Source organism: Sulfitobacter sp. DSM 110093, from assembly GCF_022788715.1.
Lineage (GTDB): Bacteria > Pseudomonadota > Alphaproteobacteria > Rhodobacterales > Rhodobacteraceae > Sulfitobacter.
Genome location: NZ_CP085167.1, coordinates 1,972,032 through 1,995,731, shown reverse-complemented (window position 1 = coordinate 1,995,731; position 23,700 = coordinate 1,972,032). Strand labels below are relative to the sequence as shown.

Below are 23,700 nucleotides of genomic sequence, written 5' to 3'. Positions count from 1 at the left end.
AGGCCGTGCAATCTGCATAGCCTTTCTAGGTCAGTCTCATCAATCAATGGACATGGGATCGGATTAAATGAATAAGATAAAACAAGGGCTTACCAGGGAAAAAACAACTCAGGTAAAGCTATCGGACATCAGCACTGACACAAGAACTTTCCAGTTCCGTGATGAAGACCTGAATGAAGCACATGCGGAGGAACTTAAGTCTCATATAAGGCGCGGTGAACCGCTAGACCCAATATCCGTGTGGCGTCACCCTGAGACACAGGCTCTGATCGTAGTCGACGGACATCATAGGCTTGAAGCGTATAGGCGTTTCGGTTGGCGCGGAAAGGTACCTGCGATGGTCTATACGTGTAGTCTAGAAGAGGCTCGCAAACTTGCTCTTAAGGAGAACGCCAAATCGCGACTTCCAATGACTTCGCAAGAGCGAATGAACGCTGTCTGGAACCTTAACTGCTTCCACGATGCGAATGGCCCAGTCTACTCAAAGAAAGAGATCGTGGCATTGCGGCTGGCAAGCGATGGTACGGTGGCCAAGATGCGACGCACCCGACAAGAGTTGATTGCAGCTGGTGAGTCTCTACCGAATACTTGGCTAGAGGCTATGGAGATGCTGAGCGGCCGAGGGCAGAGCGACAAGGATTGGGACGCAGATGCGTGGGTGCAAGCTCGGGCGGATGCAATTGACGCGCAGGTCGGTAAGATTATCGGGTATGAAGGTGAGCGTTGCTTAGATGCGTTGCGCGTCGTGCTAGAAAAGAGGTTGGGCCACAGGACCGAGGAGCTTGCCGACTACTGGAGGGTTGACGACCTAGCAGACGGAGAATCCCCATTCTAAGGTGCAAACATATAGTGGGTCGAAAATCTTAGAGGCTTATCTATATCGGCGGCAATCGCGGCGTTCCCCCATGGGCTTGCTTCGGGTGGGGAGGGCGCCGTGACTACCAGCGGCACAGGAGAGACCTTCGGCGGATGCGAGCGAGGCAGCAGTGGAATGTAATGAGGATCGCGTCATCGAACGCAACTCACTCCTCCAAGGTCCCCAAGGGCGCTCTATGGCAAGGTTGGACGGGGAGAGGCCCGGCGTAGCGTGGCAATGTCTCGCGCGGCTTACTTTAATCAAACACTAAAGTTCAAGCGTCGCGCATAGATGGCGATTAACATGCTCAAAGGTTAGGCACTGAGATGAACCACCCACGAACAAAGATATCACCCCCAGCATCTATTTCGCAGATGGCTTCTAGTCGTCCTCCGGGTCCAACATCCAATTGTTGTTCAAAAGCTGTCTGCTCTTTTTCGAGAGGCCGCCTACATTCCGACCATGTCTCCTGAAACCACTCAGGAACACCGCTTGCCTGAGATGCTAAATAACGCCTCGCAGGACGATGGTCAGGAATGTCTCGCATTACACCCCGAAAGCCGCTCTTGAATGAAAGAGAGAAATCGTTGGGTCCTAGCTCAGGCATACTGAAGTAACCGCCCTTGTACATTTTGTAGGTGTCGTACCCGAAATAGCCAGCGACAGCTAAAGCGGATATCAACAAGAGCTTCTTTACCATAAGGCTTCACCTCTGAAGTTCACGCATTGGTTGTTCTGGCTCATACAGCTCTGTGAACTTAGGAGCAATCCAGAGACTTCGTGGCCGCGATGTTTGCCCCCTTGGGCGTTCAAACTGTCACGCACGCCTTTTCAATTTTTTGGCGTGGTTCTCTGTAAGGGTATACCTGTGCGGACAGTTAATTTGATGCGCTTAAGGTGTCCGTTGAGGTTGACATTGATTAACGGACGCCCTTATCTACGGACACCACCCATACGAACACATAAGGTAAGCATGTCTAAGACCATTCTATACGCCCGCGTTAGCACTTCGGATCAAGATGTAAGTCACCAGCTGACACAAGCTGAGGCTGCAGGTTTCGAGATTGATGAGGTGATTGCTGATGAGGGAGTTTCTGGCGTCGCGACAAAGCTGTCCGAACGTCCACAGGGGAAGCGGCTGTTTGACCGATTGCGCCGGGGTGATGTGCTGGTTGTGCGCTGGGTAGACCGCCTAGGGAGGAACTACCAAGATGTCACAGACACCATCAGGACGTTTATGCGCCAAGGCGTAATTGTCCGAACTGTAATCAATGGTCTTACCTTCGACGGAGCAACTACAGACCCCATGCAGGAGGCTGTGAGGGACGCTCTGATAGCCTTCATGGCTGCGACGGCTCAAGCCCAAGCGGAAGCAACGAAGGAGGCTCAGCGGGCCGGAATTGAGGCTAACAGAGGCGACCCCGCAAAGTACCGAGGAAAGAAGCCGAGCTATGATCGAGGCACCCTCCAGACCGTGCTGACTATGAGCAGAGAAGGTGCAGGGACCAGTGCCGTAGCAAAAGCAGCAGGCATCAGCCGTCAGACTGTCCTTAGGATTAACTCTGACCCATCCGCCGCTGATGCTGTCTTGGTAAGGTGGGGCCTCTGAGGCCTCCCCCTTGCTCAGGTGCTGCCAAAAGAAGCAGGCTGGTCTAGTTCCTGAAGAGGATAAGACAGCACCATTATGGCGTCTCGTTTCACCTCAAAGGGTGCGCCACCTGAGTACACCCCATAGGTCAGCGTCGGAATGTCATGACCTACAATACGTGCGCTGACTGCTTCTGGTATTCCCGCCGCATCGAGTTGCGTGGTTACGGTCTTCCTAATGGAGTGGAAGACGTGTGAACTTCCAAACCCGAGGCGCGTCTTTAAGCGACCGAACCGCTTCCCGACCGCGTTCGATCTGTCTTGGTATTTGTTCTCTGTGAGACCCGACAGCACATAGCCATCCGTACTTTCCGCGCACATGCGTTCAAGCGCTGGGGCAAGCGTGGAATGGATCGGGACTTCGCGCCAGCCAGCTTCGGATTTGGCGTCGTTAATTTGGAACCGGTCTAATGAGACATCCGTGACCCTGAGGGCGCACAGCTCCTCAATTCGGCAGCCTGTCCACATACCAAACCAGATCAAGCGAGCGAGATTTTCGTCTTTCTGGGCGACGGATGCGTTAAGCAATCTGACTACGTCGCTGTCTGAGAATGGTTGGCGCCTTTCAGCGATATCTCGTTTTGACTTCTTGGCAGGGCGGGGGACAACGTCGCGGAACGGCTCTGCGTCATCAGGCACATAATCGAGGCGCTGCAAGTAACTCCAGTACCCCCGGCAAGCTGAGATGATGCGACGAATGGTCGGAAGTTTCAGGTGTTCTTGCGAACGCAGGTGATCCACCCAGCGCTGAACTGCTTTCCTTTCAACATGCAAAGTCAGGCGAAAGCGCTCACTGAAACGCTTGAGGTCTGATCGCTTCATGTCGATGGTCTTTGGCTCATTGTCGAGAGTTTGAAGCCAGTCCTCCACCATTTCTCCGGTTTCAAGCCACTGTCTAGTTGCTACCTTAAATAGCTCAACACCCGCGCCTTCGCGTTTTTCCTCAGCCTTGTCCGCTTTGTCTGACAGGATCAATTCGTATCTGTCCCGCGTGTCGGTATCGGGAGCTGCATCAAGGGCTTCCCTCCAATCAAGTGCGACCTGTGCTAAATCAACTGAAGGCTCCGGCTTGCCAGTACGAGCTGCTTCCAAACGCACTTTCCAGCTAGCAACAACAGAGAGTACCCGACGCTCTGCCACTGAGATGCTCTCGGTCTCAAGGCTTTGGACAAAGCGAGGTTTGTCTCCGAACTGTGGTCGCAGTGTTTTTGGGATGTCGAGAACTGCGTACCACCGCCGTCTTCGCTGTTGTAGGTATCTAGGCAAAAGTATCTCCACACACGTTTCCCACACACGTATGGGGCTGTAAGGTGATGAAGTTCAATGGTTTCTGTCTGTTACGTGGCGTGAGCGGAGCATCCCACCTCCTCCGCCACCATACCCTTCATCGCAGCCAGCTAGGTATAGAACCGCCGCGCCGCCCAGCGGGCCAGCGCTTCGACGATCACCCACAACATTAATGACAGCGCCGCCAGTACCATTAGTGCTGCAAACATCAGTGCCATCTGGCCGCGGCCATTTGCCATCAGCATGAGATGCCCCAGACCGCGTGATGACCCGACCCATTCACCAATCAGTACCGCCAGCGGTCCATAGACCACAGCAAGGCGCAGGCCAGAGATCAAACCGGGCACGGCGTGGGGCAGGCGTAGCAGCAGCGTTTCGCGCCAACGGCTGGCCCCGGCAAGGCGTGATAGATCGCCAAGACCGGGGGGAAGCGCCATCAGGCGGTCGAACAAAGATGAGGCGATGGGGAAATAGGTAACAAGGGCGATGGTTACGATTTTGGACGGCATGCCGTAGCCGAGCCAGAGCGTAATGACCGGCGCAAGGGCAAAGACGGGCACCGCTTGAGCCACAACCAGCATCGGGCGCAGCAGCCAGCGTGCGTGGCGGGATAGGGTCAGCAATAGCGCCGTTTCGACCCCTAGAATAACCCCCACTCCAAGGCCAAGCGCGAGGTTGCCCGCAGACCAAAGGGCGTTCTGCCACAGCAGCGTGGCATTCGCGCCAAGCGCTTGCAGCACAAGCCACGGCCCCGGCAAGATAAAACGCGGCACACCGCTGAGGGTGACAACCAACTGCCAAACTGCGACCGCAAGCGCAAAGCTTACCGCGCCGCGCCATACTCTATGTCCGGTAAGTGGCATCAGGCGGCTTTGTCGGGAAAGGTAAGGCCCATCCGGCGCAGCAAATCCGCTTGGGCTGCGAGGGTATCGGGCGCATCAATACGGCGCGGGGGCGGCGCGGAAGGTAGGGCGCAGGGTGAAATCCCGCCGCGCGCCACGATCCATGCGTGATCGGCCAACCGCAGGGCTTCGGCAGGGTCATGGGTGATCAATACAACGGTCCGTCCCGCCAGCAGCCGGGCGGCCAAATCCTGCATTTGATGGCGGGTCACCACATCGAGCGCAGAAAAGGGCTCATCCAGCAGGACAATGTCGCGCCCCTCATAGAGCGTGCGGGCTAAGGCGACGCGCTGGCGTTGACCGGCGGAGAGTTCGGCAGGTCTGCGATCAGCCTCTGACCCCAGTCCGACCTCGGTCAAAAGCGCCTCAGCGCGCTTAGGGTCGGGGCGTTCTCCGCGCAGGCGGGCGGCGATTGTGACATTCTCTAAGGCGCCAGCCCAAGGCAGCAGCTGATCGTCCTGCGCCATCATCGTCACGCGCGGCGCAAGATACGCGCCGTCCTCTGCTGTGATCTGCCCGTGCAGCCGTGCCGCACAGGGCAACCCGGCCAGCAGACGCAAAAGCGAGGTCTTCCCGACGCCCGAGGGGCCAAGAAGCACGCTCCATTCGCCGCCGGGCAAGGTGATGTCAAAGAGGTCAATCAAAGTGGCTTTGGCACCTTGTAAAACCCCCGTAAGATGGATCGCAGGAGCGGTCATGCGCCAATGGGCGAAAGCGCCATGTTCCAAAACCCCACCTCAAGCCGTGTTGCGGTATCAAACCGCGATTGTAGCGTCGTCGCGCGCGGCAAGGATTGCCAATCCGGCCCCAGACGCCGTTCTAGCGCACCATCGATCAGCGCCCCCACATCACGGCACAAGGCTTGGTATTCCTCCCCTCCATAGACGGCGCACCAATCGGCATAGGGGCCGGTGCTGCCTTTGAGGTGCAAACCGATCTCGCCGTAGCCTAAAACACAGGGCGCGAGGGCGGCCATGAGATCAAGGAAATCACCAGAATAGCCTGCCTCTAGCACATAGCGCGTATAGGCGAGGTTGCCGGGGGCTTCTGCCGTGGCCTCAAGCGTCACGCGGTCGATGCCGTGGGCTGCACAGGTTTCTACATGCAGCGGCATTTCCACATGAACCAGCGCATGCACTGTGGCGCTGGCGGTGGCCATCTCATCCAGCGTTTCCGCCTTGGCCGCAGCCAATGCCCAAGCGCGGGCGAAGTGGATCAGAAAGACGTAATCTTGCCGCAGGTAATGCAGATAGCTTGCCTGCGGCAGCGTGCCGTCGCGCAGTCCTTCGACGAAGATGTGCCGGGTGTAGCGTTGCCAATCCTGCCCCGCTGCACCACGCCATGCGGCAAAAGCCGTGCCGTAATCTGGGGCGGTCATTGCCCGGCCTTCTCGGTCACATCAACCACCAGATCGGCGGCGGGGATCGCCGTCTCAACCACACCGCTTTCCAGCATGAAGGCCTCGAAACGGTCGTACCGCCCGTGATCTACGGCAGCGGGGCGGGTGGCAAAGCGGGGCCATGTGTCTTCCCATGCGCGGGTGTTCAGCTTATTGCGAAGCGCGGCGTCGGAGGCAAAGAAGACCTCCCCGCTCGCAGTTGGATCGTTGACGATATCGGCGGCGGCGCGTTCGGTGGCACTCAAAAACCGTGCGATCATCTCGCGGTCCATATCCTCGGCATGGGCGACGTAGATCAGCTCATCATAGGCGGGCACACCTTCCGCTTCGGGGTAAAAGCAGCGCCCTTCATGGCCCTCGATCTGCATTTGGTTCAGTTCGAAATTGCGGAAGGCGCCGATTACACCATCAACTTGGCCTGACATCAGGGCGGGGGAAATCGACCAGCCGATATTGATTTGCTCAACCTCTGAGGGGTCCACACCATTCCCGGTCAGCATGGCATCAAGCAGCATCTCCTGCACACCTGCCACGGCAAAACCTACTTTGCGGCCCTTGAGATCGGCCACCTCCTGCACCGGACCATCGGCGCGCACGACAAGGCAGGTCAGCGGAGTTTCAATCAGGGTGCCAACGCGGCGCAGGTCCAGCCCTTCGCGTTGTGCCAGATGCAGCTCTGGTTGGTAGGAAACCGCCAGATCCACCCGGCCTGCCGCCACCATGCGCGGCGGCTCGTTCGGGTCCGCAGGAGAGATCAGTTCAACCTCCAGCCCCGCATCGGTGAAATAGCCGTTTTCTTGCGCCAGAATGATCGGTCCATGGTCAGGGTTGATGAACCAGTCCAGCATGACGGTCATTTTATCCTGAGCCAGCGCAGGCGCAGCAATCAGGGTCAGGGCAAGGGGGGCGAGGATATTTTTCAAGGGAAAGGCTCCAATATAGTGTTTGGTCAGAAGAGGATCAGGCGCCGGGCAGGGCCAGCAGGGCGATCTCGCCCGGCCAGCGGGCGCGGAGGGTGCTGGCCGCGTGATGCGCGCGCAGGCCCGTGCGACAGGCAAGCACGATGCGAGCGGTGCCGGGCGGCAGCGGCAGATCGGACAGCGCCTCGGGCGGGACATGGCGTGCTTGGGCCGAGAAGGGGGCGGGCGCTTCGGCACGCAGGTCGATGACCAGATCGCGGGGGGTGATCTGGCTTTCGGCTATGAAAGGTGTGGGTGTTTCAGGCTCGGGCGCGGCGTCAAATCGAAAGCCTGACATGCGCCAATTTGCGGTGTTCCAGATCATCAATTGCCCCAGCGGGGAGGGCGACAGCCTCAGCAGCACCGACAGCGCCATCTGCGCCTGCGCCGCGCCGATCATTCCCACCACGGGGCCCAAAACGCCCGCCATGGCACAGGTGGCTGCCGTCTGCGGCAAATCTGGGAAAACCGCGCGGAGGGAGGGGGCTGGCCCACAAAAGCCGCCAACATAGCCCGATAGCCCGAGTGCCGAGGCCGAGATCAGCGGTTTGCCCTGTGCCAAAGCCGCATCTGAGAGCGTCAGGCTTGCCGCGAAAGTATCCGCGCAATCGAGCAAGATATCGCATTCCGCCACCAGCGCGGGCGCATTGGCGGGGGTGAGACATTCGGCGCGGGGTATGACTGTTACTTCGGTATTCAGCGCAGCCATGGCCTCGGCCGCGGCAATAACCTTGGGGCGGCCGATATCATCCATCCGGTAGAGCGGCTGGCGGTGCAGGTTACTCTCAGCCACCACATCGCCGTCAATCAGCGTGATCTGTCCGACACCGGCCCCGACGAGATATTGCAGCACCGGCACCGCCAACGCTCCGGCGCCGACGACCAGAACCCGCGCCGCAGCTAGCCGCGCTTGGCCGTCCGTGCCGACCTCTGGGAGGATCGTTTGACGGGCATAGCGGCTCATGCCGTCACCTCAAGCCATTCGCGCATCCGCGCTTCGGGGTCTGCGTTCAGCGTGATATCCGTGACCGCCGCCACCGTATCTGCCCCGGCGGCAAAGGCCCCCGGCGCGCGGGCGACGCTCATCCCGCCGATGGCGCAAAGCGGAATATCTCCGATCCGCGCCTTCCATTCAGTCAGTCGGGCGAGGCCCTGTTCGGTCCATTTCATCTTTTTCAGGATCGTCGGATAAACGGGGCCAAGCGCGATGTAATCTGGGGCAAGGGCAAGCGCACGGTCTAGCTCGGCGTGGTCATGGGTCGACAGGCCAAGCTTTAGCCCAGCGCGGCGGATCGCTGGAATGTCGGCGGTATCAAGATCCTCTTGGCCCAGATGCAGCCAATCGGCCCCCAGTTCGATCGCCAGTTCCCAATGATCATTCACCACCAGCAGCGCGCCGTGCTGGCGGCAGAGGTCGAGCGCGGTGGTGATCTCGGCGCGCAGGACATCTTCTGGTGCATCCTTGATGCGAAGTTGCACCAGCTTCACGCCTAAGGGCACCGCCCGCGCCACCCAAGCAGCACTGTCAAAAACAGGATAAAAACGCGGCAAGTTCATAGCCAAGCCTTTCCGATCACAGGGGTTGAGGGCACGGCCATGTCGCGTTGCCCCATAGGGCCAGAGGCGGCGGCGAGTGCACCTGCGCGACAGGCCAGCGCAAAGGCTTCGGCCATGGCGGCGGGGTCTTCGGCTTCGGCCACGGCGGAGTTCAAAAGCACCGCGTCAAACCCCATCTCTAGCGCCTGTGCGGCATGGCTGGGCAGGCCGATACCTGCGTCGATGACCATTGCGATGTCAGGGAATGCTGCCCGCAGGCTGCGCAGCCCGTGCAGATTGTTCAGCCCCAGCCCCGACCCAATCGGCGCGCCCCATGGCATCAGCACCCGGCAGCCCGCATCGACCAGCCGCGCGGCCAGCACCTGATCTTCGGTGGTGTAGGGAAACACCTCGAACCCATCGGCGCAGAGGGTTTCAGCGGCTTCGACAAGGCCAAATGGATCGGGTTGCAGGGTGTCGGCGTGGCCAATGACTTCTAGCTTGATCCAATTGGTCCCGAAATACTCCCGCGCCATCTGTGCCGTGGTGATCGCTTCACGCGCCGAATGGCAGCCAGCGGTATTCGGCAGCAGATGCACGCCCAAGCCCCGGACCATGTCCCAAAACGCCTGACCTGCGCCCTGTTCGCGGCGCAGCGAAACGGTTGCGACCGGGGCGGCGCTTTGGCGAAAGGCGGCCTCCATCACCGCAGGCGAGGGGTATCGCGCGGTGCCCAGCATCAGCGGCAGGGGCAGGGTGGTGCCGTAAAAGTCGCGCATCGCTCAGCCCCCCTGCATGGCGCTGAGCACTTCAAGCCGGTCGCCATTGCTGAGTGTGGTCGCGCTCCGCGCGCCTGCGGGCACAAAGGTGCCGTTGAGCGCGGTGGCCACTTTTGCCTCGGCCCAGCCTAATTCAGCCAATGCCGCATCAAGCTGCGCGGCTGCGACCTCACGCGTGTCGCCGTTTACTTCAATTTTCACGGAATAGATCCCCCGTTGTCGCTGTTGTAAGAAAGGCCGCCGCTTGTTCGGCCAAGGTCGGAGCCATAAGAAAACCGTGCCGGAACAAACCGTTAAGGTGCAGTACTTCTCCGCGTTGGACGATGCCGGGTAGGTTGTTGGGGAAAGCGGGGCGCAGGTCGGCATCCATTTCGAGGATCTCCCCTTCGGCAAAGCGCGGGTCGAGCGCATAGGCCGCCGACAACAGTTCCAGCGCCGAGCGCGCGGTCATTTTGGCCCGACTGGCACTTTCGATCTGGGTGGCACCTAGCATGAAAACCCCGCTCCCGCGCGGCACGACATAAAGCGGATGACGCGGGTGCAGCAGACGGATCGGGCGGGTAAGCGTGACATCTGGCGCGTGCAGCAGGATCATCTCGCCGCGCACGGCCCGCAGATCGGGGAGATCGTCGCTGGCGGCCATGCCACGGCAGTCGATCACCAAGCCCCCAATGTCGGATGGGGTGAGCGTTGCGGTTTCGGCCCTCACGCCTTGGTCAGCCAGCGCCTGTGTCAGATCATGCAATGCTTGGCGTGGGTTTAGATGCGCTTCGTCTGCAAAGAACAATCCGCGGCGATGACGCCCTGCAAGGTCGGGTTCAAGCGTCGCAATGGCCTCTGCGTCGCAGGCGCTGTGGTTCTCGGTTCGGGCGGCGAACCGCTGAATTTCAGCGCGGTCGCGTTCGGGGGCAAGGACCAGAGTGCCGCGTCGGGTCACTTCGGTCACGTCAGACCACATGTCAGCGGCGCGTGTGCCGTGGGTCACGACAGCAGGTTCGCTCAGCGCCCCTTCGCAAAAGGGGGCAAGCATACCGCCCGCCCACCATGAACAGCAATGCGGGCCGGGTGCGCCTGAGCGGTCGACCAACCGTGGCCGCAGCCCCTGCGCCAGACAGGCCCGCGCAGCCCAAAGCCCCGCAACGCCGCCGCCGATGATGGTGATGTCACTCATGCGGCCAGACCGCGTGGAAATGATGCACCGGTCCATGGCCACTGCCGATGTTGAGGGTGTCGGCAGCAGCAATGGCGCGTTGCAGATAGGCATGCGCAGCCTGCACGGCCTCGGGTAGCGTTTGTCCCCGCGCCAGCCCCGCGGCGATGGCGGCGGAAAGTGTGCAGCCGGTGCCGTGGGTGTTGGCGGTGTGCTGGCGGGGCGCGGAAAGGCGCAGGGTTTCATCCGCGGTGATCAGCAGATCGACGCAGGTCTCCCCCTTCCCATGCCCGCCCTTCATCAGCACCGCGCCGGGACCGGCCGAGAGCAGGGCGCGGCCCTGTTCCAGCATGGTGGCCTCATCGGTGGCTTCCGGCCTGTCGAGCAGCCTTGCGGCTTCGGGCAGGTTCGGGGTCAGGACATGGGCCAAGGGTAGCATTCGCGCGCGCAGTGTCGCCACCGCCTCGGGGGAAAGCAGCGCATCGCCGGATTTCGCCACCATCACCGGGTCAAGCACCACAGGCGCGGCGCAGCCCGCCAGCCCCTCGGCCACGGCGGTGATCGTTTCAGGATCGCCCAACATGCCCACTTTGACCGCACCGATCGCCAGATCGTCAAAGACGGCCGCCATCTGCGACCGGATCATCGCGGGAGAGATCATTTCGACCCCGGTCACCGCGTGGGTGTTCTGGGCTGTCACGGCGGTGAGCACGCTGGCCCCGTAAACGCCAAGCGCGCTGAAGGTCTTGAGATCGGCCTGAATCCCGGCCCCGCCGCCGCTGTCGGACCCCGCAATCGTTAGTGTTTGAAACGCCATTTGGCCCCCATGTGTTAGATGGGCCAAGGGCGTGTGGATACGGGATAAACGACGGGCCGCGTGGGGCCGATGCTTGGTTCCGTTCCCTACGCCGGTACGACCCGGATCAGGTTCGATGGGTCGGTTCTCACCTCTCAGCCTTGCGGCACCCCAACGGATTGCGGGCAGGCTAGCGAGGGGCGTTGAGAGGGTCAACAGGGGTTCTGATATTTATTAGTTATTATTTATTATCAGTGTATTGTGGTTCTTATTTCATGCGTCACATGAAGATTCATTAATGGAAATCCCGCGACTTCGGGATCACCAGCGCATCGCGCGGATGGGAATGCATCGCCACCTGACCGGGCAGCGGATGGGTCGGATGATCGCCCCGCGTGGTGATGCCGGGCAGCGGCGCATCCGACAGCGAAGCAAGCCTGTCAGAGCGGTCCTCAAGCCGGTCGGCCACCACATGGATCACCCGCCCATCGGTCTGCACGCGCCCTTCGACCACCAGCAGCCGCGCGGCCATGATCGTGGGGCGGTAAAGCTTGAACATATTCGGCCAGATCACAAGGTTGGCGACCCCGCATTCATCCTCCAACGTGATAAAACAGACCCCCTTGGCGCTGCCCGGCTTTTGCCGCACCAGCACCAGCCCGGCGAGCTTGACCCGTCGCCCATGCCCCATGCGCGAGAGGTCTCGGGCCGAGGAGAACCCCTGCGCGGCGAGGCTGGAGCGGTAGAAGGACATTGGATGCGCCTTCAGGGACAGGCGCAGCGTTTGGTAGTCGGCCACGACCTGTTCGGCCTTCGGCATCACCGGCAAGGCGACCTCCGGCTCCGGCCCCTGAGCCGCGGCCTCGGCATGGTCAAAGATCGGCAAGGCGGGCGCGTCGCGCAGCCCTTGCGCCTGCCAGAGCGCCTGACGCCGGTCGATCCCCATGCTGCGCATCGTGTCGGCGGCGGCAAGCTGGCGGATCGCCTTGGCGTCTAACCCTGCACGAGACTTGAGGTCTTCGACATCCGCAAAAGGCGACTCACGTCGGTCCATGATCCGCGCGCCTGCCTTTTCCGGCAAGCCATCCACCATGCGCAGCCCCAAGCGCAGGGCAAAGCCTTCGCCGCAAGGCTCCAGCGTGCAGTTCCAATCGGAGTAATTCACATCCACAGGCCGCACCTCGACCCGGTGCTCGCGCGCATCGCGCACGATCTGCGCGGGCGCATAAAACCCCATCGGCTGGGAGTTCAGCAGCGTGCAGGCAAAGGCCGCCGGGTAGTGGCATTTCATCCAAGACGAGACATAGACCAGCTTGGCAAAACTCGCCGCATGGCTCTCGGGAAAGCCGTATTCGCCAAAGCCCTTGATCTGGTCAAAACAGCGCTGCGCGAAGATCGGATCGTAGCCGCGTTTGGTCATACGGCCCACCATCTTGTCCTGTAGCTTCTCGATCGTCCCGCGCGAGCGGAAGGTGGCCATGGCCTTGCGCAGCTCGTTCGCCTCGGTCGGGGAAAACTGTGCCGCGTCGATGGAAATCTTCATCGCCTGTTCTTGAAAGATCGGCACGCCCAAGGTCCGGCTGAGGATGCTGAACAGCTCGTCCTGCGGAAATGCCGGGCCGGGGGCGGGGTAGACGACGCTCTCCATGCCCTGACGGCGGCGCAGATAGGGGTGCACCATGTCGCCCTGAATGGGGCCGGGGCGGACGATGGCGACTTCGATCACCAGATCATAGAAGACGCGGGGGCGCAGCTTCGGCAGCATCGCCATCTGCGCGCGGCTTTCCACCTGAAAGACCCCCAGACTGTCGCCGCGGCAAAGCATGTCGTAGGTGGGTCGCCCGGTGGCGTCGTCCTCGTGATCCTCCACCGGGACGGTGGCCAGTTCCAGCGGGCGGTCGTAATGCGCCTCGATCAGATCGAAGCATTTGGCGATACAGGTGAGCATGCCAAGGGCGAGGATATCGACCTTGAAGATCTGCAGCGCGTCGATGTCGTCCTTGTCCCATTCGATGAAACTGCGCTCGGGCATGGCGCCGTTGCCGATGGGCACGATCTCGGTCAGGGGGCGCTCGGTCAGGATGAAACCGCCGACGTGTTGGCTCAGGTGGCGCGGCATGCCGATCATTTGGGAGGCCAGTTTCAGGACCATGCGCAGATACGGATCGCTCAAATCCAACCCCGCCTCGCGGGCGCGGGCGTCGTCCATCTGGCCCTCGAAACTGCCCCAGATCGTGCCCGCAAGCTTCGAGGTCACGTCTTCCGACAGCCCCATCGCCTTGCCGACCTCGCGAATGGCCGAGCGCGGGCGGTAGTGGATCACCGTGGCGCAAAGCCCGGCGCGGTGGCGGCCGTATTTGCCGTACATGTATTGGATGACCTCTTCGCGCCGCTCATGCTCGAAATCCACGTCGATGTCGGGCGGCTCGTCGCGTTCCTCGGAAAGGAACCGCTCGAACAGCAGGTTATGCACCGCCGGGTCGACCGAGGTGATGCCGAGGCAGAAACAGACCGCCGAATTGGCCGCCGAGCCGCGCCCTTGGCAGAGGATCGGCGGCTCAGCTTCCTCGCGGGCGAAGCGGACGATGTCGTAGATGGTGAGGAAATAGCGGGCGATCTTTTTGGCGGAGATGAGCGCGAATTCCTTTTCGATCGTTTTGATCACCGCCTCGGGCACGCCTTGCGGGTAGCGCCGCGCCGCGCCCTCCCATGTGAGGCGGGCGAGTTCCTCCATCGGGCTGCGGCCTTCGGGGACGATCTCATGTGGGTATTCGTAGGCCAGATCGGTGAGGCGAAAGGTGATCCTGTCCGCCAGCCGGCGCGTCTCGGCGATGGCATGGGGCCAGTCGGCGAAGAGGCGCAGCATCGCCTCGGGCGATTTCAGGTGCCGTTCGGCATTGGCGGCCAAGAGATAGCCCGCCTTGGGCACGATCACGCCTTCGCGGATCGCCACCATCACATCCTGCAAGGGCCGCCGGTGGCGTGCGTGGTAAAGCACGTCGTTGGTGGCCAAAATCCTCAGCCCATGGGCGCGGGCCAGTGCGTCCAAGCGGTTGATCCGCGCTCGGTCATCGCCACGATAAAGGAAGCTTGCGCCCACATGCCGCATCCCCGGCAGTGCTTTCACCAGACGCGGCAGGCCAGCGGCAAAGACGTCAAGGTTCTCGGGCGGCATGACGATCAGATGCAGCCCTTCGGCGTGTTGGCTCAGCATCTCCAGCGTCAGATGGGTCTCACCCTTTTGCTGCCATTCGCCGTCCACCGATTGCATCTTGCCCGCCGAGAGCAAGGTCGAGAGCCGCGCATAGGCGGCACGGTCTTGCGGGTAGGCCAGCAGTTCGGTCCCACAAAGCAGCACCAGACGCGCGCCGATCAGGGGGCGGATGTGGGCCTTTTCGGCCTCCACATGCAGCCGCACCACGCCCGCCAGCGTGTTGTGATCGGCAATGCCGAGGCTGTCGTAGCCAAGCTGATAGGCCCGCTCCACCAAATCTACCGCGTCCGAGGCGGCGCGCAGGAAGGAGAAGCAGCTCGCCAGCCCGAATTCCACATATTCTGCGCGGGCGGGGGCGGCAAAATCGTCCTCCCCCAAGGTGCGGCGCTTATGTCCTTCCTGCTCGGGCATCAGGCAAAGAGCCCATGCAAAAACCAGCGCGGCTCGGCCCCGCGACCGTCATAGATCACCCCCTCGCGGTAGAGCCAGAAGCGCTGTCCGCCTTCGACCTCAACTTTGTAGTAATCGCGCAGCCGGGTGCCGGGGCGGTCGCGCCACCATTCGGGCGCGATGCGCTCGGGGCCGGTGTGGCGTGTGGTTTTATAGGTGACGCGCCGCCAGTTGAACTGCGAGGGCGGGCCTTCGGGCACGGCATAGATCACGCGCACCTCCTCGGGCGGGGTGAGCAGGCGCAGGGGGCGGTCGCGCAGCAAGGCGGGTGCGGCGGCAGGCGTGCCGTGCAGGGCGTCGACACGTTGCTCCACCCGTTCGGGCTTGTGGGTCTCGCGCCACTGCGGCCAGTTGACCTTGTCCGCCCCCAGTTTGGCGGCGAGCCGATCCAGCAGCCCGGCCACATCCGCCGATGGATCGCGTTTGCCGTCGAGGTGGTCTTGCATCAGGGGCAGCGGTTCGCTGGTCAGCGCCTCCAGCGTCAGCAGGTCAAAGCCGAAGCCGCTGTCGATGTTTTCCAGTTTGCCGTCGAAAAGCCTGCGCAGATGCGACGGGTCGCGACTGGCCCGCGCCGTGGCGACCCCAAGCGCACGCCAATCGCCGTCGATGCGGTAGATGGTCAGCCTCAACCGCCGCGCGCCAAGCTCGGCCCGGGCCAGAAGGGTGCAGAGGTCATCCACCAGCGCGGGCAGATGTGGGGCGGGGTCGATCACCGGCTCAGGCAGCCGGCTGCGGGTTATGAAATGGCGGTGGTCCGGCGGGGCGTTCAATGGGTCGGGGGCCTTGCCGAGGGCCTTGTCGAGGAGGATCAGCGGGTTGCGATCGGGCTTGAGGCTGGCAAAGCGCCGCATCAGCGCGGCGCGGGGCAGATCGGAGAGTGCGCCGATGGTCTTGAGGCCAAGACGGTCCAAGAGCCGTGTGGTCTGGGTATCGAGCCGCAGGGCGGCGACGGGCAGGGGGGCGAGGGCGGTGGCCACGTCCTCGGCCCCGCAGATCTGCGCGCCGGAGCCGAAGCGTGCCAGTGCCTGCGCCGCACCGGGAGTGGGGGCCATGGCGACCCGCGCGGTCAGCCCCTGCAGCGCGAAACGGCTGCGGATGTCGCGCAGCATCGCGGCCTCTCCGCCGAACAGATGGGTGCAGCCGGTCACGTCCAGCAGCAGGCCATGGTCCTGATCCCGCGCCGTCCAAGGGCACCAGCGCCGCGCCCAATGCACCAGTCGTTGGATCAGCGCCTCATCGCCCTCCAGATCGGCGGGTTCCACATGCAGATCGGGGTGAATGGCTTGTACATCGACCACCCGCGCGCCCGCCTCGATCCCGCGCATCGTGGCGGCAGCGCTCAGCCCATGGACGACCGGCCCATGGGTTCCGTCGCGCGACAGGACGACGGGCACCTCATCCCCCGGAACGCTGCGGTATTGGGCGATCACCCGGCGCCACCGCTCCATCGTCAGCATAGGGAACCAGACGGAGACGATCCGCGGCGCGGGGGCTTTGGCCTTTGTCGGGGTCATGGGCAGCCACCCAACGCCCTGGCGCATGGCCGCGCGCGCGAAACAGTTCCAAATCCCAGCGGGCCGCGCCGGGGGCCTGCGCATCGTAGGGATGGGCCTGTGAGGGCAGCGAGGAAATGCGCCAACGCATGCGCGCCGCACTCAGGCCGCCGGGATCGCCGCTGCGAATGAGATAGAGCGGCACGTTTGAGGCCTCGGCCCGAAGCGAGAGCCGTTTGGTGGCGGTGAAATCCAGCACCTCCGGCCCGCCGTGCACCTCGCCGATCACGGCAGAAAGCCCCGCACAGGCGGCGCCTTCCTCCATTGTCCAAAGCACGTCGCGCGGGTGGCTGACGGTGACCAGCAGCACCGGTTGTTCCAGCCCGAAACCGCGCAAGCTGGGCGTATAGGGCGCCCCATTCTCGCGCCGCGACAGAAAGTCCTGCACCCAAAGCACCGGCCCCTTGCCGCGCGGCAAGAGCGACAGCACGAAGGCGCTGGCCGGGGCCGTGGCGAAGGCCCCCGGAAAGACATCCGTCAGCGGCGCATGTGCGGCCAGAACCCCCGGTTCGGGGGGTGTCGACGGACGGCGCCGCGGCAGGGTAAGGACCTGCCCATATGTAGAATCGGTTGTCATGCACGACTCCATATGTTCACATTTTGTTCTAGTTATAAATCATCAATTGCGGTGCTGTCAAAGATCCTGTGGCCCTTGCCGGGCGCGGTCAAAACCGCATCTAATGGGCCAAGACGACGGCAAGGGGGCCAACGATGTGCAATCTCTATTCCCTGACCAAGGGGCAGGCCGCAATCCGCGGCTGGTTCGACGGCATCGACGACCAAACAGGCAACCTGCCGCCGATGCCCGGTATCTACCCCGACTATGCCGCCCCGGTGGTGCGCCACGGCGATGGCGGTCCGGTGCTGGAGATGATGCGGTGGGGGATGCCCTCTCCGGCCTTTGCGCTCAAGGGCAAGAAGACCGACCGCGGCGTGACCAACATCCGCAACATCGCCTCGCCGCATTGGCGACGCTGGCTGGGGGCCGAGCATCGCTGCGTGGTGCCCTTCACCGCCTTTTCCGAACCGCTGAACCGCCCCAGAGAGCGCTCGCGCCCGGTCTGGTTCGCGCTTGGCGAGGACCGTCCGCTGGCCTTTTTCGCGGGCGTCTGGACCGAATGGACCTCTGTGCGCAAACTGAAGGACGGCGAGACCACTGATAACCTCTATGGCTTTCTGACCACCGAAGCCAATGCCGAGGTCAGGGCCGTGCACCCCAAGGCGATGCCGGTGATCCTGACCAATCCCGACGACGTGCAGCGCTGGCTTACGGTTGAAACGGCCGAGCTGCCCAGCCTGCAACGCCCCTTGCCGGACGGGACGCTACAGGTCATTGACCCCGAGGATTAAGCCGCCTCTGCCATCATCCGTGCCGCCATCGCCAGATCAGAGCGGAACTGCGCCGTGGCCTCTTCGCGCAGCGCCGGGTCCGGCACGCGCAAGAGGTAGGAGGGGTGCAGGGTGATCAGCACCGGGATGCCTTCTGGCCCCGTCTCGATCGTGCCACGGCGTTTCAGGATCCCCGTGCCCTTGCCGGTCAGGCTCTGCGCCGCCGTGGCGCCCATGGCGAGGATCAGCTTAGGCTGCACCTGCGCCACCTCGGCGTTCATCCACCAGCGGCACTGGTCGATTTCTGGCGTCTCAGGGCGCTGGTGAATGCGGCGTTTGCCGCGGGCGGTGAATTTGAAGTGTTTGACGGCATTGGTGACGAAAGCCGCTTCGCGGTCAAGCCCGGCCTCTGCCGCCACGCGGTCGAACATCTGTCCGGCTGGCCCGACGAAGGGACGGCCCGCGAGATCCTCTTGATCACCGGGTTGTTCACCGACCACCATCAGATCGGCGCGGTTTGGCCCTTCGCCCGGCACGGCTTGGGTGGCGTGACAATGCAGGGGGCAGCGGGTGCAGGCGCGGATCGCGGTGGGCAGGTCCTCCATCGGGCCGTCCCATGCGGATGAGAAGGCCGAGAGCTGCGCCTGCACGCGGTCCATGCGGACGGGCGGCAGGGTTGGTGCTGCCTCGGCCATGGCACGGGCGCGGGCCGGGGCCTCGGCGATCATCTGCGGGATAAAGGCGGCTTCGGGCATGTTCTTCCAGTATTTTTTCGGCATCTCGGATTGCATCGCCTTCACCATCAGGCGGGCGGGGTTAAAGATGTTCTGGAAGTAGGTGATCCAAAGCTGCTCGCCCGCGTCCTCGGGCAGGTCGGGTTTTTCGTGCCCTTCTTGAAAGCTCAGCTTGCCGCCCTCGAAGATGGCCGAGACATCGGGCGTCAGAATGCGCCAGTCCATGTCGGAAAACCGCCGCACGAAGAAATCCGCCGTTGGCTCCACAGTGTGATGCGTGGGCTCGAACCATGCCGCAAAACTGCGGCGCGGGGCAGCCGGATCACCGATTTCACGGAAGCGGACGAAGGCCTTCATCTTGTGCTGGCAGCGGCGGACGTTCTTCTCCATCCCCCGCAGCACGGCGAGGTCGGCATCGCCTCGGTCCGACATCAGATGCGGTGCGTCTTTCACCCGCCAAAGAAAGGCATAAAGCCGCGCGAAACGTTCCGGATCGCTGTGCCAAACGGCGGTTTCGGCCATGGAGACGAAACTGCGCGGGACCGAGACCTGCCCGCCCATGGGCGTCAGCCTCTCGCCGCCAAAAAGATCGGGCGCGGCGGCATGATCGCCCCAGAGAATATCCTCGGGCGGGATACCTGCGGCCAGAAAACCGCGCGCCGCTTCGCGCCATGCTTTCGCCGTGCCGATGGGGGGGAGCGAGACGCGCTGCATCAGAACAGGGTCAACTGTTCGGGCGGCGGCGCGAAACGTGCGCGCAGGTCGGCGCTGTCGGTCAACCCACCGGGCGTCCAGCCGCCTGCGGTGACAAAGGCGCGGGCCTTTTTCATCGAGGCACCCATGCGGGTCAGGTCTTCGTAGCGCAAGCTACGATGCCGTCGCGCGGCGAGGATACGGGTCACGGTCTTCACCCCGAACCCCGGCACCCGCAGCAGCATCTCGCGGCTGGCGCGGTTGACGTCGAGCGGGAAATGCTCGCGGTGCACCAGCGCCCATGCGAGTTTGGGATCGACCTCAAGGTCGAGATTGCCGTCGCGGGTGACTGAAGTGATCTCGTCCAGTTGGAAATCATAGAAGCGCAGCAGCCAGTCGGCCTGATAAAGCCGATGCTCGCGTTGCAGGGGCGGGCGGATCAGCGGCAGTTTGGCGGAACTGTCAGGGATCGGCGAGAAGGCGGAGTAATAGACGCGCTTCAGCTTGTAGCTGGAGTAAAGCCGCGTCGATTGCCCCAGCACGGTGGCGTCGTTCGACCCGTCCGCGCCGATAATCATCTGCGTCGATTGGCCTGCGGGCGCGAAGCGCGGCGGGCGCTTGCCAGAGAAAGATTTCTCTTTGCTGGCGTCCTTGACCATCCGCACATTGGCCATGGCCCGGCGGATTTGCTCGGGCTTTTTCTCGGGCGCATATTGCTGCACCGCCGTGTCGGTGGGCAGTTCCACATTGATCGACAAACGGTCGGCCAAACGGCCGGCTTCCTCGATCAACTCGGGGGAGGCGTCGGGGATCGTCTTGAGGTGGATATAGCCGCGAAAGTTCTCTTCGTGCCGCAGCTTGCGGGCGATCTGGACCATGTCAGACATGGTCGCATCGGGCGAGCGGATCACGCCCGAGGACAAAAACAGCCCTTCGATATAGTTGCGGCGGTAGAATTCGATGGTGAGCTTCACCACCTCATCTACGCTGAACCGCGCCCGATCCACGTTGGAGGACACGCGGTTGATGCAATAGCTGCAATCGTAGATGCAGAAATTGGTCATCAGGATCTTGAGCAGGCTGATGCACCGCCCGTCGGGGGCGTATGCGTGGCAGATGCCGCTGCCTTCGTTGGAGCCCAGCCCCTTGCCATCGCGCGAGTCGCGTTTGGTCGAGCCGGAGGAGGCGCAGGAGGCGTCGTATTTCGCCGCGTCGCTGAGAATCGCCAGTTTTTGATCGAGTGTCTGTTTTGCCATGCGTTCTATATATGTTCTCATGGGCGGGGTGTCATTAAACTATCTTAATGCCGCGACAATCTGCGCAGGGCACCGCCTGTGCGAAGGCGCGGGCAGGGGGTGAGAGTTTAAATTGACGTAGCGAAATCTTGCCGCTACCAATTACATGCAGATACATATTATGCATATGCATGCGAAGGCGTCGGGGCAGAGATCGCGAGCTTTTGATAACAACTGGGAGACGACCATGAAAACAACGACCACGCTCAGCGCGGCGCTCTTTGCCGTGAGCACCCTTGCCACCACCAGCACCGCCCAGGCAGAGGAAATCACCCTACGCGCCGTGTCGGCCTTTACCCTTGGCACCGCCTTTAGCCGCGAATTCGAATCCTTTGTTGAGTGGGTCAATGAGAATGGCAAAGGTGTTGTGCAAATCAATCTTGTCGGTGGCCCCGAAGCCGTGCCGCCCTTCGAATTGGGCAACGCCGTGCAATCCGGTGTGGTCGATATCGCTAACAACACCACCGCCTATTACCCGAACCTGCTGCCCACGGGCGATGCGCTGCATCTGGCGGAAAACACCATTCAAGAGCAACGCGAGAATGGCTGCTATGAACTGGTTGATGGCATCCACCAAGAGCAGATGAACGTGAAATACCTCGCCCACGGCGGCGACGGGATCGGCTATCACCTTTATCTGACCAAGCCGGTCGAAGGGCCGGACCTGAGCGGTCTGACCATCCGCACCACGCCGGTCTATCAAGCGATGTTCACGCAACTGGGCGCCAATTTGGTGCGCACTGCGCCGGCCGAAGTCTATAGCGCGCTGGAACGCGGCGCGATCGACGGCTACGGCTGGCCGAGCCAAGGTGTGTTGGACCTGGGTTGGGACGAGCAGACGAAATACCGTGTCGATCCGAGCTTTTACAATGTCGACGTGAACACTCTGGTGAACCTCGACACATGGAACTCTCTGACGGACGAACAGCGCGCCAAGCTCGAAGAAGGTGCCGCTTGGATGGAAGATCTCAACAACGACAACGCCGACCGCAACGCGACGGAATACGCGGCGCAGGCAGAGGCGGGGATCGAGACGATCACCTTCAGCGAGGCCGATGCCGAAGCGTGGACCAATGCCGCGCGCGATGCCGGTTGGGCGGCGGTCGCAGAGGTGGATGCCGATCTTGCGCAGCAGATGCGCGCCTGCATGACTAAGTGATCGCCCGATGATCTCAACACTGTTTGACCGGACACTCCGGGGGCTGGCCGTGTTTGCGGCCGGTATCCTCGGGGTGATCGCGGTGTTTATCGCGATTAACGTGGTGCTGCGCAATCTCGGCTTGCCTGTGGTCTATGGCGCCTTGGATGCAATCCAATATGCGTTGATGATTGCCACCTTCCTTGGAGCGCCTTGGGTGCTGTCGATCGGCGGGCATGTGAAGGTTGATCTGATCACCAGCAACCTGTCGCAGGGCACGGCCCATGCTTTGACCCGCCTGACCAGCGCCATTGGCGCGGTGACGGCGGGGGTGCTGGGCTGGTACGGGCTGCAGGCGGTGCTGGCCTCTGCCGCGCGCGGGTCGATGATCCGCACGTCTTTTGTGATCCCAGAGTGGTGGATGCTGGCCTTTGTGCCGCTGTCGCTGGCGCTGTGTACGATCATTTTTATTCGTCGTCTGCTCTATCCGGAAACGGCCGAGCGTAGCTTGAGTGGTCTTTGACATGGATTGGGGACTGACTTTAACCTTGATGCTGGGCGGATTGGCGGTTTTGCTGCTGATCGGCTTGCCGGTCGCATTTGCTTTCATCGCCGTGACCACCGTAGGCGCCTATTTCGTATTGGGCGGAGAGCGCGGCATCTTGCAACTGGCGCGCAACTCGGCGCAGTCGGTGGCGAATTTTCAGCTCGCGCCGATTCCGCTGTTTATCCTGATGGGAGAGATACTGTTTCAAACCGGGGTCGCGCACCGCGCCATTGACGCGATTGAGCGGGTGGTGACGCGGGTACCGGGCCGCATGTCGGTTGTTACGATCTTCGGTGGTACGATTTTCGCAGCCCTTTCCGGCTCGACCATCGCCAATACCGCGATGCTGGGCGGCACGCTGCTGCCGGGGATGCTGAAACGGGGCTACCATCCGTCGATGGCAATGGGGCCGATCATGGCCTCGGGCGCGATTGCGATGTTGATCCCGCCGTCGGCGCTGGCGGTTCTGGTGGGCTCGCTCGCGGGCATCTCCATCGCCGGGCTGCTGATCGCAGGGGTGCTGCCCGCGCTGCTGCTGGCGGTGCTTTTCGTGGCCTATGTGGTGGGGCGGAGCCTTTTGGACCCGAAAGTCGCGCCGCCCGATGTCTACGAGGAAATGCCGCTGCGCGAACGTTGGACGCCCTTCGTGATCTATGTGCTGCCGCTGTCGGTGCTTTTTGCTGTGGTCATCGGCTCACTGCTCGCGGGGATCGCAACGCCCACGGAAAGCGCCGCCCTTGGCAGCATCACCGCCGTGATCATCGGGGCCGCCTATCGCGCCCTGAGTTGGGAGAAGATGGGCCGCGCGCTGATGGAGACGCTGAAGCTGTCGGTGATGATCCTGTTCATCATCGCGGCCAGCCAGACCTTCGCGCAGGTGCTGTCTTTCTCGGGGGCCACCAATGGGCTGATAAACGCGATCAACGCGGTCGATCCGACGCCGCTGATGGTGCTGCTGGGGATGATCGCGATCCTGCTGTTTCTAGGCTGCTTCATCGATCAGGTGTCGATGCTCATGGTCACCGTGCCGGTCTTCGTACCTTTGGCGAATGCGATGGAGATTAACGAACTGACCCTTGGCGTGGTCTACCTGCTGACGATGGAGATTGGCCTGCTGACCCCGCCCTTCGGGCTGCTGCTGTTTGTCATGCGCGGGGTCGCACCTGCGGAGATACGCATGCCGCAAATCTATGCCTCGGTCATGCCGTTCTTGCTGATCAAGCTATTTGTCTTGGCGCTGATCGTTTGGCTGCCCCAGATCGCGACATGGCTGCCAAGCCTGATGGGCCGGTAAAGACCACAAGGGCGGCGCGGGTCAGCGCCGCCCTACAAGTTATTGCCATAATTCGACATTTGCCTGCACCATGCCCTCCGCAGGGGCTTGCGCCCGCTTGCATTACCTTGCGTAATACGATTGTAATCCCGCGCGGGGGCAG

The 23,700-nt window shown here is 62.2% G+C and carries 23 protein-coding genes and 1 riboswitch; of the genes, 6 read left to right on the top strand and 17 right to left on the bottom strand.

Going from position 1 to position 23,700, the window contains the following annotated elements:
• Positions 1–67 precede the first annotated feature (67 nt).
• Positions 68–835: a ParB/RepB/Spo0J family partition protein gene (locus DSM110093_RS09745; RefSeq protein ID WP_243264856.1), complete on the top strand. Its 768-nt coding sequence runs from the start codon at positions 68–70 to the stop codon at positions 833–835.
• Positions 836–1,163: 328 nt separating this feature from the next.
• On the opposite strand, the gene DSM110093_RS09740 is transcribed toward DSM110093_RS09745, so the two are convergent.
• Entirely contained in the window at positions 1,164–1,556 is a 393-nt protein-coding gene (locus DSM110093_RS09740) for a hypothetical protein (protein ID WP_243264855.1), read from the bottom strand.
• A gap of 273 nt (positions 1,557–1,829) precedes the next feature.
• Here DSM110093_RS09740 and DSM110093_RS09735 point away from each other — a divergent pair, with 273 nt between their 5' ends.
• A complete protein-coding gene (locus DSM110093_RS09735) occupies positions 1,830–2,465 on the top strand; it encodes a recombinase family protein (protein ID WP_243264854.1) in 636 nt (211 codons plus the stop codon).
• 14 nt (positions 2,466–2,479) lie between these two features.
• Here the strand turns inward: DSM110093_RS09735 and DSM110093_RS09730 are convergent, their stop codons facing one another.
• From DSM110093_RS09730 to DSM110093_RS09665, 14 genes are all read right to left on the bottom strand, one after another.
• Positions 2,480–3,781: a tyrosine-type recombinase/integrase gene (locus DSM110093_RS09730; protein ID WP_347568619.1), complete on the bottom strand. Its 1,302-nt coding sequence runs from the start codon at positions 3,779–3,781 to the stop codon at positions 2,480–2,482.
• A 119-nt stretch (positions 3,782–3,900) separates the two neighbouring features.
• On the bottom strand, positions 3,901–4,653 hold the full coding sequence (locus tag DSM110093_RS09725) for an ABC transporter permease (RefSeq protein ID WP_243264852.1): 753 nt from the start codon (positions 4,651–4,653) through the stop codon (positions 3,901–3,903).
• A complete protein-coding gene (locus DSM110093_RS09720) occupies positions 4,653–5,420 on the bottom strand; it encodes an ATP-binding cassette domain-containing protein (protein WP_347568618.1) in 768 nt (255 codons plus the stop codon). Before DSM110093_RS09720 ends, DSM110093_RS09725 begins: the two co-directional genes overlap by 1 nt.
• Positions 5,387–6,070, bottom strand: a complete 684-nt coding sequence (locus DSM110093_RS09715) for a TenA family protein (RefSeq protein WP_243264851.1) — start codon at positions 6,068–6,070, stop codon at positions 5,387–5,389. The genes DSM110093_RS09720 and DSM110093_RS09715 overlap by 34 nt, the downstream gene beginning before the upstream one ends.
• Positions 6,067–7,014, bottom strand: coding sequence for an ABC transporter substrate-binding protein (locus DSM110093_RS09710; RefSeq protein WP_243264850.1), 948 nt, complete (start codon positions 7,012–7,014; stop codon positions 6,067–6,069). Before DSM110093_RS09710 ends, DSM110093_RS09715 begins: the two co-directional genes overlap by 4 nt.
• Before the next feature lie 37 nt (positions 7,015–7,051).
• A complete protein-coding gene (locus tag DSM110093_RS09705; RefSeq protein WP_243264849.1) occupies positions 7,052–8,014 on the bottom strand; it encodes a HesA/MoeB/ThiF family protein in 963 nt (320 codons plus the stop codon).
• Entirely contained in the window at positions 8,011–8,607 is a 597-nt protein-coding gene (locus DSM110093_RS09700; protein ID WP_243264848.1) for a thiamine phosphate synthase, read from the bottom strand. Before DSM110093_RS09700 ends, DSM110093_RS09705 begins: the two co-directional genes overlap by 4 nt.
• Entirely contained in the window at positions 8,604–9,365 is a 762-nt protein-coding gene (locus tag DSM110093_RS09695; protein WP_243264847.1) for a thiazole synthase, read from the bottom strand. Before DSM110093_RS09695 ends, DSM110093_RS09700 begins: the two co-directional genes overlap by 4 nt.
• 3 nt (positions 9,366–9,368) lie before the next feature.
• Positions 9,369–9,566 carry a sulfur carrier protein ThiS gene (gene thiS / locus DSM110093_RS09690; RefSeq protein ID WP_243264846.1) on the bottom strand — a complete coding sequence of 66 codons (198 nt, stop codon included), beginning with the start codon at positions 9,564–9,566 and terminating at the stop codon, positions 9,369–9,371.
• The gene (locus tag DSM110093_RS09685; RefSeq protein ID WP_243264845.1) at positions 9,556–10,536 is read right to left on the bottom strand and encodes an FAD-dependent oxidoreductase; all 981 of its coding nucleotides are present in this window, start codon (positions 10,534–10,536) and stop codon (positions 9,556–9,558) included. Before DSM110093_RS09685 ends, thiS begins: the two co-directional genes overlap by 11 nt.
• Positions 10,529–11,332 (bottom strand): bifunctional hydroxymethylpyrimidine kinase/phosphomethylpyrimidine kinase, encoded by an 804-nt coding sequence (gene thiD, locus DSM110093_RS09680; RefSeq protein ID WP_243264844.1) that lies wholly within the window; start codon positions 11,330–11,332, stop codon positions 10,529–10,531. The genes DSM110093_RS09685 and thiD overlap by 8 nt, the downstream gene beginning before the upstream one ends.
• A gap of 66 nt (positions 11,333–11,398) precedes the next feature.
• Positions 11,399–11,495: riboswitch (TPP riboswitch) on the bottom strand.
• 111 nt (positions 11,496–11,606) lie between these two features.
• On the bottom strand, positions 11,607–14,936 hold the full coding sequence (locus DSM110093_RS09675; protein WP_243264843.1) for an error-prone DNA polymerase: 3,330 nt from the start codon (positions 14,934–14,936) through the stop codon (positions 11,607–11,609).
• The gene (locus tag DSM110093_RS09670; RefSeq protein ID WP_243267707.1) at positions 14,936–16,423 is read right to left on the bottom strand and encodes a DNA polymerase Y family protein; all 1,488 of its coding nucleotides are present in this window, start codon (positions 16,421–16,423) and stop codon (positions 14,936–14,938) included. Before DSM110093_RS09670 ends, DSM110093_RS09675 begins: the two co-directional genes overlap by 1 nt.
• Positions 16,371–17,105: a hypothetical protein gene (locus DSM110093_RS09665; protein WP_243264842.1), complete on the bottom strand. Its 735-nt coding sequence runs from the start codon at positions 17,103–17,105 to the stop codon at positions 16,371–16,373. Before DSM110093_RS09665 ends, DSM110093_RS09670 begins: the two co-directional genes overlap by 53 nt.
• A gap of 134 nt (positions 17,106–17,239) precedes the next feature.
• On the opposite strand from DSM110093_RS09665, the gene DSM110093_RS09660 reads away from it, so the two are divergent.
• Positions 17,240–17,878: an SOS response-associated peptidase family protein gene (locus DSM110093_RS09660; protein ID WP_243264841.1), complete on the top strand. Its 639-nt coding sequence runs from the start codon at positions 17,240–17,242 to the stop codon at positions 17,876–17,878.
• On the opposite strand, the gene DSM110093_RS09655 is transcribed toward DSM110093_RS09660, so the two are convergent.
• Together DSM110093_RS09655 and DSM110093_RS09650 are read right to left on the bottom strand one after the other, a co-directional pair.
• Entirely contained in the window at positions 17,875–19,305 is a 1,431-nt protein-coding gene (locus DSM110093_RS09655) for a UdgX family uracil-DNA binding protein (RefSeq protein ID WP_243264840.1), read from the bottom strand. The genes DSM110093_RS09660 and DSM110093_RS09655 overlap by 4 nt on opposite strands.
• Positions 19,305–20,540: a putative DNA modification/repair radical SAM protein gene (locus tag DSM110093_RS09650; protein ID WP_243264839.1), complete on the bottom strand. Its 1,236-nt coding sequence runs from the start codon at positions 20,538–20,540 to the stop codon at positions 19,305–19,307. Before DSM110093_RS09650 ends, DSM110093_RS09655 begins: the two co-directional genes overlap by 1 nt.
• Positions 20,541–20,766: 226 nt before the next feature.
• On the opposite strand from DSM110093_RS09650, the gene dctP reads away from it, so the two are divergent.
• The 3 genes from dctP to DSM110093_RS09635 are packed head-to-tail and all read left to right on the top strand — an operon-like array spanning position 20,767 to position 23,558.
• Positions 20,767–21,738 (top strand): TRAP transporter substrate-binding protein DctP, encoded by a 972-nt coding sequence (gene dctP / locus DSM110093_RS09645; RefSeq protein WP_243264838.1) that lies wholly within the window; start codon positions 20,767–20,769, stop codon positions 21,736–21,738.
• A 7-nt stretch (positions 21,739–21,745) separates the two neighbouring features.
• Positions 21,746–22,240 (top strand): TRAP transporter small permease, encoded by a 495-nt coding sequence (locus tag DSM110093_RS09640; RefSeq protein WP_243264837.1) that lies wholly within the window; start codon positions 21,746–21,748, stop codon positions 22,238–22,240.
• Between the two features lies 1 nt (position 22,241).
• A complete protein-coding gene (locus tag DSM110093_RS09635; RefSeq protein WP_243264836.1) occupies positions 22,242–23,558 on the top strand; it encodes a TRAP transporter large permease in 1,317 nt (438 codons plus the stop codon).
• The last annotated feature ends 142 nt before the right edge of the window (positions 23,559–23,700 follow it).

Coding starts and splice junctions, on each gene's coding strand:
- DSM110093_RS09745 (WP_243264856.1), top strand. CDS start 68: ATGAATAAGATAAAACAAGGGCTTACCAGGGAAAAAACAACTCAGGTA.
- DSM110093_RS09640 (WP_243264837.1), top strand. CDS start 21,746: ATGATCTCAACACTGTTTGACCGGACACTCCGGGGGCTGGCCGTGTTT.
- DSM110093_RS09695 (WP_243264847.1), bottom strand. CDS start 9,365: ATGCGCGACTTTTACGGCACCACCCTGCCCCTGCCGCTGATGCTGGGC.
- DSM110093_RS09685 (WP_243264845.1), bottom strand. CDS start 10,536: ATGAGTGACATCACCATCATCGGCGGCGGCGTTGCGGGGCTTTGGGCT.
- DSM110093_RS09635 (WP_243264836.1), top strand. CDS start 22,242: ATGGATTGGGGACTGACTTTAACCTTGATGCTGGGCGGATTGGCGGTT.
- DSM110093_RS09650 (WP_243264839.1), bottom strand. CDS start 20,540: ATGGCAAAACAGACACTCGATCAAAAACTGGCGATTCTCAGCGACGCG.
- DSM110093_RS09705 (WP_243264849.1), bottom strand. CDS start 8,014: ATGAGCCGCTATGCCCGTCAAACGATCCTCCCAGAGGTCGGCACGGAC.
- DSM110093_RS09725 (WP_243264852.1), bottom strand. CDS start 4,653: ATGCCACTTACCGGACATAGAGTATGGCGCGGCGCGGTAAGCTTTGCG.
- DSM110093_RS09660 (WP_243264841.1), top strand. CDS start 17,240: ATGTGCAATCTCTATTCCCTGACCAAGGGGCAGGCCGCAATCCGCGGC.
- DSM110093_RS09665 (WP_243264842.1), bottom strand. CDS start 17,105: ATGACAACCGATTCTACATATGGGCAGGTCCTTACCCTGCCGCGGCGC.
- DSM110093_RS09740 (WP_243264855.1), bottom strand. CDS start 1,556: ATGGTAAAGAAGCTCTTGTTGATATCCGCTTTAGCTGTCGCTGGCTAT.
- DSM110093_RS09700 (WP_243264848.1), bottom strand. CDS start 8,607: ATGAACTTGCCGCGTTTTTATCCTGTTTTTGACAGTGCTGCTTGGGTG.
- DSM110093_RS09655 (WP_243264840.1), bottom strand. CDS start 19,305: ATGCAGCGCGTCTCGCTCCCCCCCATCGGCACGGCGAAAGCATGGCGC.
- thiD (WP_243264844.1), bottom strand. CDS start 11,332: ATGGCGTTTCAAACACTAACGATTGCGGGGTCCGACAGCGGCGGCGGG.
- DSM110093_RS09715 (WP_243264851.1), bottom strand. CDS start 6,070: ATGACCGCCCCAGATTACGGCACGGCTTTTGCCGCATGGCGTGGTGCA.
- DSM110093_RS09675 (WP_243264843.1), bottom strand. CDS start 14,936: ATGCCCGAGCAGGAAGGACATAAGCGCCGCACCTTGGGGGAGGACGAT.
- DSM110093_RS09670 (WP_243267707.1), bottom strand. CDS start 16,423: ATGGAGCGGTGGCGCCGGGTGATCGCCCAATACCGCAGCGTTCCGGGG.
- DSM110093_RS09735 (WP_243264854.1), top strand. CDS start 1,830: ATGTCTAAGACCATTCTATACGCCCGCGTTAGCACTTCGGATCAAGAT.
- dctP (WP_243264838.1), top strand. CDS start 20,767: ATGAAAACAACGACCACGCTCAGCGCGGCGCTCTTTGCCGTGAGCACC.